The organism is Marinifilum sp. D714, from assembly GCF_030851345.1.
Taxonomy (GTDB): Bacteria; Bacteroidota; Bacteroidia; order Bacteroidales; family Marinifilaceae; genus Marinifilum.
Window position 1 is genome coordinate 160,530 of sequence record NZ_JALPNU010000006.1, and the last position, 15,012, is coordinate 175,541.

The 15,012-nt window shown below is 36.7% G+C and carries 10 protein-coding genes; all 10 read left to right on the forward strand.

Translation table 11 applies throughout. From position 1 onward, the window contains the following. Positions 1 to 37: 37 nt before the first annotated feature. The 10 genes from M0051_RS08475 (at position 38) to M0051_RS08520 (ending at position 14,972) form a co-directional block, all read left to right on the forward strand. The gene (locus M0051_RS08475) at positions 38 to 3,229 is read left to right on the forward strand and encodes a TonB-dependent receptor (protein WP_306741100.1); all 3,192 of its coding nucleotides are present in this window, start codon (positions 38 to 40) and stop codon (positions 3,227 to 3,229) included. 17 nt (positions 3,230 to 3,246) lie between these two features. Beyond that, the gene (locus M0051_RS08480) at positions 3,247 to 4,782 is read left to right on the forward strand and encodes a RagB/SusD family nutrient uptake outer membrane protein (protein ID WP_306741101.1); all 1,536 of its coding nucleotides are present in this window, start codon (positions 3,247 to 3,249) and stop codon (positions 4,780 to 4,782) included. 132 nt (positions 4,783 to 4,914) lie between these two features. Beyond that, positions 4,915 to 5,187: a LysO family transporter gene (locus M0051_RS08485; RefSeq protein WP_306741102.1), complete on the forward strand. Its 273-nt coding sequence runs from the start codon at positions 4,915 to 4,917 to the stop codon at positions 5,185 to 5,187. A 24-nt stretch (positions 5,188 to 5,211) separates the two neighbouring features. Next, a complete protein-coding gene (locus M0051_RS08490; protein ID WP_306741103.1) occupies positions 5,212 to 5,817 on the forward strand; it encodes a lysine exporter LysO family protein in 606 nt (201 codons plus the stop codon). A 400-nt stretch (positions 5,818 to 6,217) separates the two neighbouring features. After that, the gene (locus tag M0051_RS08495; RefSeq protein ID WP_306741104.1) at positions 6,218 to 7,600 is read left to right on the forward strand and encodes an aminopeptidase P family protein; all 1,383 of its coding nucleotides are present in this window, start codon (positions 6,218 to 6,220) and stop codon (positions 7,598 to 7,600) included. A gap of 64 nt (positions 7,601 to 7,664) precedes the next feature. Further along, on the forward strand, positions 7,665 to 8,624 hold the full coding sequence (locus M0051_RS08500) for an ornithine cyclodeaminase family protein (protein WP_306741105.1): 960 nt from the start codon (positions 7,665 to 7,667) through the stop codon (positions 8,622 to 8,624). Position 8,625: 1 nt separating this feature from the next. After that, on the forward strand, positions 8,626 to 10,884 hold the full coding sequence (locus M0051_RS08505) for a DPP IV N-terminal domain-containing protein (protein ID WP_306741106.1): 2,259 nt from the start codon (positions 8,626 to 8,628) through the stop codon (positions 10,882 to 10,884). A 10-nt stretch (positions 10,885 to 10,894) separates the two neighbouring features. Next, positions 10,895 to 11,935, forward strand: coding sequence for a proline racemase family protein (locus M0051_RS08510; protein WP_306741107.1), 1,041 nt, complete (start codon positions 10,895 to 10,897; stop codon positions 11,933 to 11,935). A gap of 15 nt (positions 11,936 to 11,950) precedes the next feature. Further along, positions 11,951 to 13,243 (forward strand): S28 family serine protease, encoded by a 1,293-nt coding sequence (locus M0051_RS08515; RefSeq protein ID WP_306741108.1) that lies wholly within the window; start codon positions 11,951 to 11,953, stop codon positions 13,241 to 13,243. Positions 13,244 to 13,343: 100 nt separating this feature from the next. After that, entirely contained in the window at positions 13,344 to 14,972 is a 1,629-nt protein-coding gene (locus tag M0051_RS08520) for a dipeptidase (protein ID WP_306741109.1), read from the forward strand. Positions 14,973 to 15,012: the final 40 nt, after the last annotated feature.

The following is a 15,012-nucleotide window of genomic DNA, read 5'->3' on the forward strand; positions in this document are numbered from 1 at the left end:
AAGAACAACAAAACTAACTTTTAACGCATCTAAATTTATGAAAAAAAACGCAAAAACTATTGCGCGGAATACGTACGTGCAAAAGGGCTTGGTTTCATGGATCATGAAACTTTGCATCTTAGCTGTTTTGATTGGTCCTCAGTCGCTTCAAGCAGCCGGATCTATGAAAACCAATGCAATTCAACAAAGCCAAAAAAACATTACGGGTAAGGTTGTTGATGAGCAAAATCTACCTTTAATTGGTGTTAACATTCTTGTAAAAGGAACTACTATTGGTACAGTAACTGACTTTGATGGTAATTTCCAACTTGATGTTCCTGCAAATGGTGTTATCAAATTTTCATTCATTGGCTATGTTGATCAGGAAATTACAATTGGCAATGAAACTACCCTAAACATAGTTCTTAAAGAAGATGTTCAGGGCTTGAACGAAGTAGTTGTAGTAGGTTATGGAACTCAGAAAAAATCTGATTTAACTGGTGCTGTTGCTTCTGTAAAAGCAGAAGACTTAGCAAAAACTCCATCTTCGAATCCGGTAAATGCATTACAAGGTAAAGTAGCGGGGGTAACCATTACCAAATATGGTGGAGCTCCGGGTGCAGGTTCAAACATTACTATCCGAGGAATTGGTACCATTGGCAACAACAATCCATTGTACATTATTGATGGATTACCAGGTTCAATGTCATTGCTTAATCCTGATGACATTGCTTCTATTGAAGTTTTGAAGGATGGAGCTGCTGCTGCAATTTATGGTTCTCGTGCTGCAAATGGTGTAGTTTTAATTACTACCAAAAAAGGAAAAGCTGGTAAAGTAAATGTTGATTTTAATATGCATATGGGATCGGTTAAGGCAATTGATCAATTAGACTTATTGGATTCTGAAGGGTATGTAAAAGTACACAAGATGATGTATGAAAATGCCGGCGAAGCAATTCCTGCTTATGCAACTGATCCAATCACAGCTAATACAGATTGGCAAGATGAAATAAATCAAACTGGGTTGCAACAATTCTATAACGTCAATATCAATGGAGGTAACGAGTTAGGTTATTATGGTCTTTCAGGAAGTTGGAATGATGAAGAAGGTTCTCTAATAGGTACTGAATATTTAAAAAAGACTTTACGTGCCAAATTGGGTATGAAAAAAGGTATTTTAAAAGTAGATGGTAACATTTCCTATGCTGAAACAAATTACAATTCTGTTGGAACCGATTTGAACAGCTCTTCACAGCTTAGATATTCTCTTTCCGACACTTACAAGCTAACACCATTAATCTCTCCTTTTGATGAAGATGGAAATGTGCAGCTAACTTATGGGGATATGCCTGCAAATGCCAATCCTTATGCTAATTATAAAAACAGAAAAGGTGAAACTGACCTACAGTATTTTACAGCGAATGTAACTGGAAGACTTCAATTTACAGAATACTTATCGTACCAAGTAAACCTTGGTTTAGTAAATAGCAATAAAACCAAATGGACTTACCATCCAAAATTTCAACGTAGCCCTAAAGATGGTGAAGATTGGATTTACTATGGAGAAGCAAGAAACAACTACCGCTCACAAATCATGGAGCACTTGATCAACTTCAATAAAGATTTTGGCAAGCACTCTGTAACTTCTGTAATTGGTTATACCGCATCAAAAGATACAAACCACTGGATTGGAGCTAATGTAACGGGTAAAAAAACAGAATACTCTGCCGAAGACGATAATGTGGTAACCAACGATATCCCTGCAGGTTTCCTTGATCCAAATTTCTTGACTCTGAATGGAGGTGAAGGTGGTACTTACGATGCTTATGGTAGCAAGAATGAATATACTCGTACTTCAATCTTAGGTCGAATCAACTACTCATTCAACAACAAATATTTAGTACAAGTAACTGCTCGTCGAGATGGTTCTTCTAAATTTGGTGAAGACTCACGTTTCGGTACTTTCCCATCGGTAGCTTTAGGTTGGAGAATTACTGAAGAAGACTTTATGTCGAACTACGATTTTATCGATAACCTGAAATTACGCGCATCTTGGGGTAAACTAGGTAATGAGGTAACACTTGATCTATACTCATACCAAGCTTTAATCAGTTCGGGGACCGATTCAAATACAGGAGCTGTAAAAGGAACGGGTGCGAATCCATGGACAGGAAGCATTGCTCGTGATCTTGAAAACAAGGAATTGCAATGGGAAACCACAATTTCAAAAAACTTGGGTTTAGATTTTGCTCTCTTTAACTCGAAGGTTACAGGTACAATGAACTACTATAACACAACAACAGAGGACATGTTGGTAGTTCGAAAATTACCAGGCTCAGCTGGTTTAAATGATCCTACTCTTAATGTTGGTGAGATCGAAAACAAAGGTCTTGAATTGGAGTTAGGCTATCACAAAAACCAAGGTGATTTCACATTTAATGTAAACGCTACTTTCACAACCATCAAGAATGAAGTAATTAGCTTAGCCAATAGCGATCAATCATTATTTGGTGAAGGCTTGAAATATGGTGATTCACACTTCCCAACCCAAACCAGAGTTGGTTCTGAAATTGGTGCTTTCTACCTGTATCAGACAGATGGAATCTTCCAATCGATGGATGAAATAAATGCACACGTAAACGAAGAAGGCGATTTATTACAAGCTAATGCAAAACCTGGTGATATTCGTTTTAGAGATATGAATGGTGATGGTGTTATCGACCCAGAAGATAAGGTTTATTCTGGCTCTGGCATTCCAGACTTCACTTACTCTATTAATTTCGACGCTAAATACAAGGGATTTGATTTCTCTATGATGTTCTATGGTGTTCAGGGTAATGAGTTGTATAATGGCAACCGCTACTATTTGGAAAATATGTCTGCAGGACAAAACTTCCTTGCTTCAAGCTTAAACGCATGGACAGAAAACAACCGTAATACAAATGTTCCTAGAGCTGTATTGGGTGACCCGAATATGAATACAAGAGAATCAACCAGATACCTTGAAGATGGTTCATTCTTAAGATTGAAGAACATTGAATTGGGATATACTTTACCAAAAGATGTGATCAGCAGAATTGGACTTACCAAATGTAGAGTATATATAAATGCACAAAATATTTGGACAATGACTGATTACTCAGGTATTGATCCTGAAGTTGGACGTGGTGATGTTTTGAGTTTAGGTATCGACCGTAGCTTCTATCCTATCAACAAATCATTCTTTGCTGGAGTTCAATTATCATTCTAACCAACAACAAAAAAAACATGAAAAAATTATTATATATACTTAGTGCAAGTATCCTGTTAGGATTGTCTTCATGTGATGAGGATTTTATGGATACAAAATCACCAGATCAATTGACTGGAGACAGCTTTTGGAGAAATGTAAGTGACGCCGAAGCTGGTTTGGCTGCTGCCTACTCGCAATTAGAATGTGCAACAAGTTACTGGGGTTTTGCAGAAATTAAATTTCCTGTTGAGATGTACCCTTCAGATTTAGTAAGAATAGGTGGTGACGCTTACAACTATGAAGATTGGTTATCAATCTACAACTTTAACGTAAACTCTGCGAACACACAAACTACTTCTTACTGGAATATCCATTACAAAGGAATCAACTTTGCCAACCAGGTAATCGAAAAGGTTGGTGAAATGACCGAGGAGCAAATCGATCAAACAAAGAAAAATGAAATAATTGCCGAAGCTCATTTCTTAAGAGGATACTATCATCTAAAGCTTCTATTAGCTTGGGAAAAGATTATAGTAAGAGATGCTTATCCTAAAGGCCTTTCTGATATCGATAAAGCCTTAAGTGAAAGATCTGAATGTTGGAACTTTATTATAGCTGATTTTGAAAAAGCTACAAAAAATCTGCCTGCCTCTTATGATGCACAAAATGTTGGTAGAGCAACCAAATGGGCTGCGTTTGCATACCTTGGAAAAGCAAACCTTTTCCGTGCTGGAGAAGATAGTGCAAATGCAACCGAATATTACAAAGCTGCTAAATCAGCTTTAGCAGAAGTTGTAGGTTCAAACAATTTCTCTTTGGTAGATAACTTCATTAGCATGTTTAATGGTACTAATCAAAACTCAAGTGAAGCAGTTTTCGAGTTACAGTTATCCAATAATACCGATAATGGTGCTTGGTTCAAGTTCCCACATCACCGTTGGATCAAACCTAAAGGCTTGTTTGGATGGGACGAAATTGCTGGTAGTGATTTCTTATTAGAAGAATTCAAAAAGGAAGGTAAAGTAACTACTGATGGTCGCTATGATCACCGCTCTTACGCCACTCTATTCTTTGATGATGAATACTTTAATGACTCAAGCAACCCAAGAGTTTACGGTTATACATTCAGAGAATGGTGGGACGCAAGTAGCACTGCATACGACTATACAGGCTTCAGAAAATACTTGCCATCAACTAAAAGTGATCTGGATGCCTACAGTCACGGTAACAATATGCCTTTAATGAGATATGCAGATGTATTGTTAATGTATGCCGAAACATTAAACGAACTTGATGAAACTTCATCAGCAATACCTCATATTAATAATGTGAGAGCTATACATGGTGGGCTACCTTCTATGACAGGAAGTGATAAAGCGGCTGTTAAGGCACAAATTGAACATGAAAGAATTTGTGAATTTGCTATGGAAGGATCTCGTTTCCACGACTTACGTCGATGGGGAAAACTAAATGAAACCATGGCAGCACATGGAAGAACAGGAATAACTGATGCATCACACTTCTTCCCGATTCCTGAATCAGAAGTAAACTCAAACAACGAAATAGAGTAGATTAGGTTAGTTAGTTAATTATTAAATCAGAAGTGCCCTCCGTTTGTTGAGGGCACTTCATTTGATTAGCCAATCTAACATTACGATAAAATTTAAGTAAATTCACCCCGAAGAACAAAAAGATTATTTATCATGATTACAGTTTTAGTATTAATGACCTTAGGTATCGGCTTGGGTTTTTTCGTAGGGAAGTTTCCGAAAGTGATTAAAGGAGTCGACAAAATGACTACATGGTCAATTTATTTACTTCTGTTCCTTTTAGGTATAGGGGTAGGATTAAATGAGAAAATCATTAACAACTTGCATACAATTGGATTACAAGCACTAATTCTAACGATTGGTGCCATTGTGGGTAGCTTGGTTTTCGCATACATCACCTACAAGTTATTTTTTAAAAGTAAATAAGCCAACCACAGAATAATTTTTACCATGAAAAACAGCCTTATCATACTTGGATTTTTTGCCTTGGGATTGATCTTGGGTTTAACAAGATTTCTTCCAGAAGTAATTATGGAATCAGATTTTTCACTATTTGCTCTTTACTTACTGATGTTTTTAGTTGGTATTGGAATTGGTGCTGACCGATCATCCTGGAGAGTAATTAAAGAAACCAATATTAAAATCATACTTGTCCCGTTATGTGTTATCATTGGATCGTTGGTTGGGGTTGGAGCAATTTCAATATTTACTCCAGAAATTCAATTAAAAGAAGCTTTGGCTGTTGGTGCTGGTTTCGGATACTATAGTTTATCTTCTATTTTCATTACTCAAATTAGTGGAGAAACACTAGGTGTAATCGCTCTACTTTCTAACATTTTACGTGAAATAATAACCTTACTTGCTGTACCTATTTTTGTAAAATATTTTGGCAAGCTTGCCGGTATTGCTTCGGGTGGTGCTACAGCAATGGATACAACACTTCCAATCATCTCAAAATATACAGGTAAAGAATGGGCCATTATTGCAATTTTCAGTGGAATTGTATTAACCATTCTTGTTCCATTTCTTGTTCCATTTATACTTGAAGTCCTTTAATAATAAAACCAAGTTCAACCTATATTCAATAAATATCAAATTTGTTCCTTCTCAATTCATGCTTCTACATATAAAATAACCTCTGAAAAACTACCATCCAAAAATCTAGAATTATAACTGATTAATAATTATTTAAATCAGTTATAGTTTTTACAATTTTAAAATAATTATTTGCATTTTTTTTCTAAATTTACCCAAGACAAATTCAATTGTATGTTTTTATTTAATGACTATATAACACACTACAATGATTCGTACAAAGGATTGTACGAATGCTGGATTTGTTAATCTCCCCCTTCTACAAGAACATTTCAGATATTTTTATTTATCAACAACTTATGCTTTCTATTGGAATCATTGTATCCTTTAGAATTTAATACAGCACCATAAACCCAACCTTATGTTTACGAAAGAAACTTATCAAAAACGTAGAGAATTATTAAAATCGACGGTAAAATCAGGCATTCTTCTATTTTTAGGAAATGATGAATGCGGAATGAATTATGCCGATAACACATACCATTACCGTCAGGACAGTACATTCTTGTATTTCTTTGGATCTGATTATGCTGGCTTAAACGCAATAATCGATATCAATGAAAACAGAGAAATTATTTTCGGAGATGAACTAAGCATCGATCACATTGTTTGGATGGGAACCCAGCCAACCATCAAAGAAAAAAGTGAAGCTGTAGGTATTTATGAAACAGCTCCTAGTAATGAACTTCAAGATTATTTAACTAAAGCAAGCTCGCAAGGAAGAAAAATACATTACTTGCCTCCTTATCGACCTGAACATCAGGTTAAGTTGCTTAACTGGTTGAATATTCATCCAAATCAAGCCGTAGAGAAAGCATCCGCAGAATTTATTCAAGCAGTTGTAAATCAAAGAAATTATAAATCTGAAGAAGAAATCATTCAGATTGAAGAAGCAGTAAACATTACGGCTGACATGCACCTTACTGCCATGAGAATGGCTAAACCTGGAATGAAAGAATCGGAAATTGCAGCTGCAGTACAAGAGGTTGCCATTAAAGCCGGAGGACAGCTTTCATTTCCAACCATTGCTACAATAAATGGACAGACACTTCACAATCACTATCATGGGAACACAATTAAAAGTGGCGATATGGTTTTAATTGATTGTGGTGCTGAAAATGGCATGCATTACGCAGGTGATATGTCGAGTACTTTCCCTGTGGGCAAAACTTTCACAGAACGTCAAAGAGAAATTTATCAAATCGCATTAAATGCACATGAAGCTGCTATTGCGGAACTAAGACCAGGTGTTCGATTTAAAGATGTACACTTGAAAGCTTGTAAAACCATTGCTGAAGGAATGAAACAAATGGGTTTCATGAAAGGCGATATGGATGAAGCTGTTCAGCAAGGTGCTCATGCTCTATTTTTCCAATGTGGACTTGGACATATGATGGGCTTGGATGTTCATGATATGGAAAACCTTGGAGAAGTATATGTAGGTTATAATGGTGAAGCTAAAAGTACTCAGTTTGGCTTAAAATCATTACGACTGGGAAGAGAACTAGAACCTGGATTCGTTTTGACAATCGAACCGGGAATCTATTTTATTCCGGAATTAATTGACAGATGGAAAGCTGAAAAGAAATTCACCGATTTTATCAATTACGATAAAGTAGAACAATATAAAGATTTTGGAGGCTTAAGAAATGAGGAAGATTTCTTAATTACCAATGATGGAGCTCGTCTTTTAGGTAAGCCTATTCCAAAAACCATTGAAGATGTAGAATCTCAAAGATCATAGTTAGTTTTTGTTTCCATCAGGAGGGTGAGAACTTTAGAAACTCCCCTCCGCCATTTTTGAATCCATGCTAATTCTCAACCAAAAACAAATAGAAAGCCTACACTCAAGAAGTGAGGTTCTGGAAGCAATAGAAAAGGCATTTAATGTATTTCATGAAGGCAATTTTAATATGCCAGATAGAATGCATGCACACTACGATGACATCACCCTATTGTTGATGCCATGCTTTACAAGTGAGTATTTCGGCACAAAATTGGTTAGTGTAAATCCCAAAAATCAAGCGATTGGGAAACCTTCCATTTATGGGAACATGATTTTAAATGATTCCGAAACAGGTGAACCTTTGGCGCTATTAAACGGGGCAGCTTTAACAGCCATAAGAACTGGTGCTGTTGGCGCAACTGGCATGAAATACATCAGCAAAGAATCATCCGAAAGTGTTGGAATTATTGGCACAGGAACTCAAGGATTTACTCAAACATTATTTGCTTGTGCTGTGCGTCCCATAAAAAAAATCAATGTATTTGATTTGGATGACAAGAAACGATCAGACTTCATCAATAAACTTCAAGAAAAATTACCTGGAATTGAAATTCACGCGATGAATTCTTCAGAAGAATTGGTCAATGAATCTGATATCATCGTTTGTGCAACAAGCTCAGAAAATCCGGTAATTCCAAATGATCCCAATTTACTTAAAGACAAATGCTTTATTGGGATTGGATCATACAAACCAAACATGAGAGAATTCCCAGATGCTCTGTTTTCACTAATCACAAAGGTATGGGTGGATACACCTTTTGCAGCCAAAGAAAGTGGCGATATCGCAACGCCTCTGGAAAATAATCTCATACAGGAAAACCAGGTAAATACCATTAGTAATTTGGTTGCTAACAAGCAATATGACCAAAGCGGAACAAGCTTTTTTAAATCAGTAGGAATGGCACTGTTTGATGTCGTTGTAGCTGAATATTTGTACAAAAAAGCAATTAAAGAAAATATCGGAACCCAAGCAGACTTATAAAATGAAAAGAACTCCTTACATACTCCTATTTGTTTTAATCCTTAGCTCATGCAAATTATTTGCCCAAGGAGAGCTTACAGATTACCAGGAAGCTGAAAAATGGCTTTGGAACAACATCGAAAATAAAATTTACAATAGCAATATATATCCCAATTGGATTGGAAAGGGTGATTCCCTTTGGTACAGTACAAAAACTCGAAAAGGTACAGAATACTTTCTTGTTGATATTAAGAACAAGAAACAAAAAGAGCTTTTCGATCACCAAAAAATGAGCGAGATCCTTAGCTCATATACTGGTAAAGAATTAAAAAGCTACGGCTTAAAATTAAAAAACATCAAACTTAAAAATCAAAAAGAGCTAAATTTTAGATTGGATACCTTCTTACTGTCAGTTGATTTAGTATCCTACAATGTTTCGAAAAGAGATAAACCAAAGAAATACACCAGTCAGGAATTGGTATCTCCAAACAAGGAAAAAATAGCCTTTATTAAAGATTACAATCTATTTCTTAAATCTGGCGATGAGAAAAAGCAGTTGACCACAGATGGCAATGAAGAATTGAGTTATGGAACCTCAATTTCCTGGTACTTTGTTCGAAATGAGAGTAAGAATCAACAAATGGAATACGAGATTGATGCCTATTGGTCTCCTGATTCAAGATACTTGATATGCACAAAGTACAATCGTAAGCATACGCAAAAGCTTTTCATGTACAAGTCTAAACCAAAAGATGGCTTTAGAGCTGAAGTTTATTCTTATGAAAGGCCTATTGCCGGTGACAAAGACCTTACCAGAGTATCGTATGTAATTTTTGACACGGAAACAGGCAAAACAATTGATTGCAACCTTCCTGAAAATGCAACTTTTCTGGAGTATGGCTTTCAATGGAAATCGAACACAAAAGCCTATACTTTAAGATACTATCGTGGATATCAAAAAAGAGAATTGATAGAGATAGATGTGGAAACTGGTAAAAGCAGAACAATTGTTTCAGAAACAGCTGATACCTATGTCGATCCAAACATGCACATCTATAAAGTAAATAAAGATACGGATGATGTAATTTGGTCTTCAGAGAAAGATGGTTGGCACCATATTTATCAATACGATTATGCAAGTGGTGAGTTAAAAAACCAAATCACGAAGGGTGAATTTGTTGTAAGGGAAATCTGCAAAGTAGACTATAAAAAGAAGAAAATCTACTTCAGAGCAAATGGAAATGAAAAAGGAGATCCTTACTACACCTACCTCTACTCTATCAATTTTGATGGAAATGGGATGAAGTTGTTATCACCTGAAAATGCCTACCACACTTGTAACATAAGCCCTAATGGCAAATACATATTCGACAATTACTCCCGTGTAGATCTTCCGGATCACTTTGTAATTAGAAGTGCCAAAAATGGCAAAACTTTAATGAGTGTTGCCAAAACAGACATTGAGGACATTATTAAAATGGGTTGGAAAGCTCCGGAAATGTATACAGTAAAAGGTCGAGACAATGAAACCGATATTTATGGTGTAATTTTTAGACCATTCAAATTAGATGCTTCAAAATCTTATCCGGTTATTGATGGCACCTATTCTGGACCACAAACCATTCGTACACCCAAAACTTTCCGTCGCGGATTAATCAACATGGATGTTCCGATGGCACAAATTGGTTTTGTTGTAGTTACAGTTGATGGATTGGGTTCTGCTTTTAGATCGAAAAAATTTCACGATGTTTCCTATAAAAACCTGGGTGATATCGGTGCACCAGATCATATCAAAGCAATCAAAGATCTTGCTAAAAAATATCCATACATGGATGTAAATAATGTTGGTATTTACGGACACTCAGCAGGTGGTTATGATGCTACACATGCACTATTAACTCATCCTGATTTTTACAAAGTTGGAGTATCTTCAGCAGGAAATCACGACCACAGAAGTGCTAAAGCCTGGTGGCCTGAATTGTACATGGGATTCCCGGCTGAAAAGCACTATGACAAACAATCCAACTTCTTTTTGGCTGATAAACTAGAAGGAAAACTGTTGATGGTTCATGGAAATATGGACAATAATGTGAACCCTGCAGCTTCAATTCGCATGGCCGATGAATTTATCAAAGCGAATAAGGATTTTGAATTAATTCTGCTTCCTGGTAAGGATCATGGTACTTGCTACTATGACAAATATTTTATTCGCAAGCGTTGGGACTTCTTTGTAAATTACCTGATGCACAAACAAGCGCCAAAAGAATTCAAAATCAACTAATCAATTGGCTATGGAAATTACAGATAACTGGACCTGGCAACCACCAAAGGATTGGCTAAAGATCAAAACCATTGATCTTCATACGGGTGGTGAACCTTTAAGAGTATATACCAGTGGGCTTCCTGAAATCAAAGGAAATACCATTCTGGAAAAGAGAAGATACTTTAAAGATCATTTTGATTACATCAGAACAGGAACCATGTGGGAACCTCGCGGGCATGCTGATATGTATGGTGCGATTATTACTGAAGCTACTACCAAGGATGGTGATTTTGGAACTTTCTTTTTACATAACGAAGGCTACAGTACCATGTGTGGTCACGCAATGATTGCCTTGGTAACATTGGTTTTGGATACAGGCATGATTGTTCGCGAAGAGCAAAATCCAACGATTAAAATTGATGCTCCTCCCGGAAGAATTACCTGTAAAGCATTCAGAAAGAATGGGAAAGTTGAAAAAGTTTCTTTTCAAAATGTTCCTTCTTTTATGCCTTTAAGTGATCAAATTGTAGATGTTCCGGAAATTGGAAAGGTAAAGTTTGATATTGGTTATGGTGGAGCTTTTTATGCCTATGTACAAGCCAAAGACTTAGGACTAAAATTAGACGAAACGGATTATAACCGATTAATTGATTATGGCAGAAAAATCAAATATGCTGTAATGAATCAGTTTGAAATCAAGCATCCGCTAGAAGAGGATTTGAGTTTCTTGTACGGAACAATTTTTATTGGCCAAGCCAAAGATCCCAATCACCATACCAGAAATGTATGCATTTTCGCTGAAGGTGAAGTGGATCGATCATCAACAGGATCGGGTGTTAGCGGACGAGCTGCCATACATTATGCCAAAGGTGAACTAAAAAAAGATGAAGAAATTATCATCGAAAGTATTTTAGGTACTTGCATGAGTGTAAAAGTGGTTGAAAGCTGCGATTATGAAGGAATTGATGCAATCATTCCTGAAGTAAGTGGTACAGCTTCGATTACCGGACAAAATGAATTCTATTTCGATCCAAATGATCCATTAAAGGATGGATTTATTTTCAGATAAAAACAAAACCTAATCATGAACAAACTAAGAACTAAAATTTTCTCTCTTCTTTTTGTACTAAGCATTGGACTTGCTGCTTGTACTCAACCTTTAACACTGGAAGAGAAACTAAATCAAATTCCGAATGTAACAGTTCAAAAAATTACCGGCGATACAACATATGCCGAATACTATGAATTGTATTTCACTCAAGCTTTAGATCATGAGAATCCTGAAGCAGGAACATTTAAACAAAGAGTACTATTAGGACATCATGCCATTGAAAAACCAATGGTTGTTGAGATTCAGGGTTATAATATCTGGACAGAAAAAGCTGGTGAATTGAGCAAACTTTTAAATGCCAATCAATTGACCATTGAGCATAGATATTTTAAGAATTCAATGCCTGATAGCCTGGACTGGAAATATTTAAATATCAAACAAGCCGCAGCAGATCAGCACATAGTAATACAAGCATTAAAGAAAATTTACAAGAACAAATGGATTACTACAGGTATTAGTAAAGGTGGACAAACAACCATTTATCACCGCTTTTTCTACCCAAATGATGTTGATGTAAGTGTTCCTTATGTAGCTCCTCAAAATTTAGTACGAGAAGACAAGAGAATACACAAACACCTGGCAACAGTTGGCAGCAAGGAATGCAGAGATAAGATCTATCTGTTCCAATTGGCTTGTTTCAAAAACAAAAAAGAGCTTCTTCCTTTGGCAAAAACTCATGCTGAAGAGAAAGGATATTCATTTTCTATGGGATTGGAAAAGGCACTTGATCTTTCCATCTTAGAATATTCCTTTGCTTTCTGGCAATGGGGAGGTACGAAGTGTGAAGATATTCCATCTCCTGATGCAAAAGCTCAGGATTTATTTAAGCATTTGATTCGTGTTTCAGGCATGGATTTCTTCGATGAGATCAGCTTGAAACCAAGTTTGGCTTTCTACCACCAGGCACTTACTGAAATTGGAATGTACAGTTATGAAGTAGCTCCATTTAAGCCATACATTAGCTATGAGAAGGACTTAACTTTCGATCATGTGTTTCCCAATGAACCGATCAGAAAATTCAATCCTGAATCGATGATTCAAGTGAACAAATGGTTACAAACTGATGCTGAGAAAATGCTTTTCATTTATGGAGAATGGGATACATGGTCGGCTACGGCAGTTGATCTAAAAGACAACACAAAATGTAAAAAGTTTGTAAACCCCGAAGGATCTCATGGAACCCGAATCCGTAATTTCCCTGCTGAGATGAAAACTGAAATTATCAAAACCCTGGAAGAGTGGTTGGAAATGCCAATCGAGAATTAATAATGAATAATTAACACCTCACCCTCGGTCCCTCTCCTTGAAGAGAGGGATGACCTTAAAATTTTGCAATAATTATTGGTTGAGGTAAAAATATAAAATCATGAAAAAACTAGTTTTGCTTACAATCTTAGCTTGCCTGACTTTACCAAAGAGTCATGCTTGCACCGATATTGTAGCGGGTAAAAAAGCTACAGTTGATGGTTCTGTAATTACATCTCACACCTATGGTGGGAATGATACCAGAATTAGAGTGGTTCATGGTCGTAAGTTTCCTGCAGGATCAAAAACTCCTGTTTATTATGGACTACAGGAAATCAACGGCGGGTTGGAAGAGTATGGTGAAATACTAGGCTACATCCCACAAGTTCAACAGACCCATACTTACTTTCATTCTGCTTACTCTCACATGAATGAGTTTCAGTTGGCTATTGCCGAAAGCACTTTAAGTCAGAAGAAAGAATTACAAGTTGATAGAGAATCCGGTAAGCAAATCATGACTGTTGAGCAAGCTCAGATTTTTGCATTGCAAAGATGTAAAACTGCACGCGAAGCCATCAAACTAATCACTTCACTAATGGAGGAATATGGATTCTTGCCATCATGTGGACCTGAATCAGAAGCATTATGCATAGCAGACCCGAATGAAGTTTGGGTTTTGGAAATTGTGGCTGTAGGTAAAGATTGGGAACCAAATTCTGGTAAATCAGGAGCAATTTGGGCTGCACAAAGAGTTCCGGATGATCACATTGCCATTGTTCCTAACTGGAGTATCATTAAAGAGATCGATTTAAGCAAACCTGAATGGTTTATGGCTTCAAAGAATTACAAGCAAGTTGCTATCGATCATGCTTGGTACAATCCAAAATCGGGCAAACCATTTATTTGGCAAGAGGCATACAGCCCTACCCTTCGTGAATGGTCGAGCGGAAGATTTTGGTTGTTCTACTCTAAATATGCTCCAAATTATAAAGAATGGCCAAACAGAAAGTTAAGCGATCCTTTTAAAGGGCAAGATGCTTACCACCAATATGTAGAAGACATTTCCATGTATCCTTTTTCGGTTAAACCGGAGAAAAAGATTTCTGTTCAGGATATCATGGAATTTCAACGTTCAACTTTTGAGGGAACCATTTACGATAAAACCTCTGATCCTGATTGGTATGTTCCAAGCAAGGATGGCAAGTTGATTAAAAGTCCATTAACAACACCTTTCCCAACCAAGGCAATGCGTGAACTTCTGGATATTACCAATCGCAGAAATGTATCGAAAGGAAATTATGGAATGATTTGTCAGTTGAGATCCTGGTTGCCAGATCCAATTGGTGGAATTTACTGGGTATTCCAGGATAACCAGTACACTTCACCTTATGTGCCAATCTACTGCGGAACACAAGAGATTCACGAATCTTACAAAATTTATGATCCAAATCAGTATGATCCAAGATCGGCACGATGGGCAATCGATTTTGTAGACAATCTGCTTTATTTAAGGTGGCAGGATGCGGTTGAAGATCTGTTTACAATGAGAGGGCCGTTGCAGGCTGATTTTTTCAATCAGATTGAAGAAAACGACAAACAAGCACAAAAGCTATACGATAAAAGCCCTAAAAAGGCGAAGGAATTCCTGACTAAAAAGTGTCATGAAAACATGCAGAAGGTGTTGGATGTATACAATCAAATCAGGAATACATTAATTACTAAATACACAAACAACAAACAAGGATCGTAACTGGTCCAAATAGGAAGAAAAGAGAAATCCGGCAGGGTTG

Bases quoted from the DNA above. Each gene is read 5' to 3' on its own strand.
- M0051_RS08495 (WP_306741104.1), top strand. From the start codon at position 6,218: ATGTTTACGAAAGAAACTTATCAAAAACGTAGAGAATTATTAAAATCG.
- M0051_RS08505 (WP_306741106.1), top strand. From the start codon at position 8,626: ATGAAAAGAACTCCTTACATACTCCTATTTGTTTTAATCCTTAGCTCA.
- M0051_RS08485 (WP_306741102.1), top strand. From the start codon at position 4,915: ATGATTACAGTTTTAGTATTAATGACCTTAGGTATCGGCTTGGGTTTT.
- M0051_RS08475 (WP_306741100.1), top strand. From the start codon at position 38: ATGAAAAAAAACGCAAAAACTATTGCGCGGAATACGTACGTGCAAAAG.
- M0051_RS08480 (WP_306741101.1), top strand. From the start codon at position 3,247: ATGAAAAAATTATTATATATACTTAGTGCAAGTATCCTGTTAGGATTG.
- M0051_RS08490 (WP_306741103.1), top strand. From the start codon at position 5,212: ATGAAAAACAGCCTTATCATACTTGGATTTTTTGCCTTGGGATTGATC.
- M0051_RS08520 (WP_306741109.1), top strand. From the start codon at position 13,344: ATGAAAAAACTAGTTTTGCTTACAATCTTAGCTTGCCTGACTTTACCA.
- M0051_RS08500 (WP_306741105.1), top strand. From the start codon at position 7,665: ATGCTAATTCTCAACCAAAAACAAATAGAAAGCCTACACTCAAGAAGT.
- M0051_RS08515 (WP_306741108.1), top strand. From the start codon at position 11,951: ATGAACAAACTAAGAACTAAAATTTTCTCTCTTCTTTTTGTACTAAGC.
- M0051_RS08510 (WP_306741107.1), top strand. From the start codon at position 10,895: ATGGAAATTACAGATAACTGGACCTGGCAACCACCAAAGGATTGGCTA.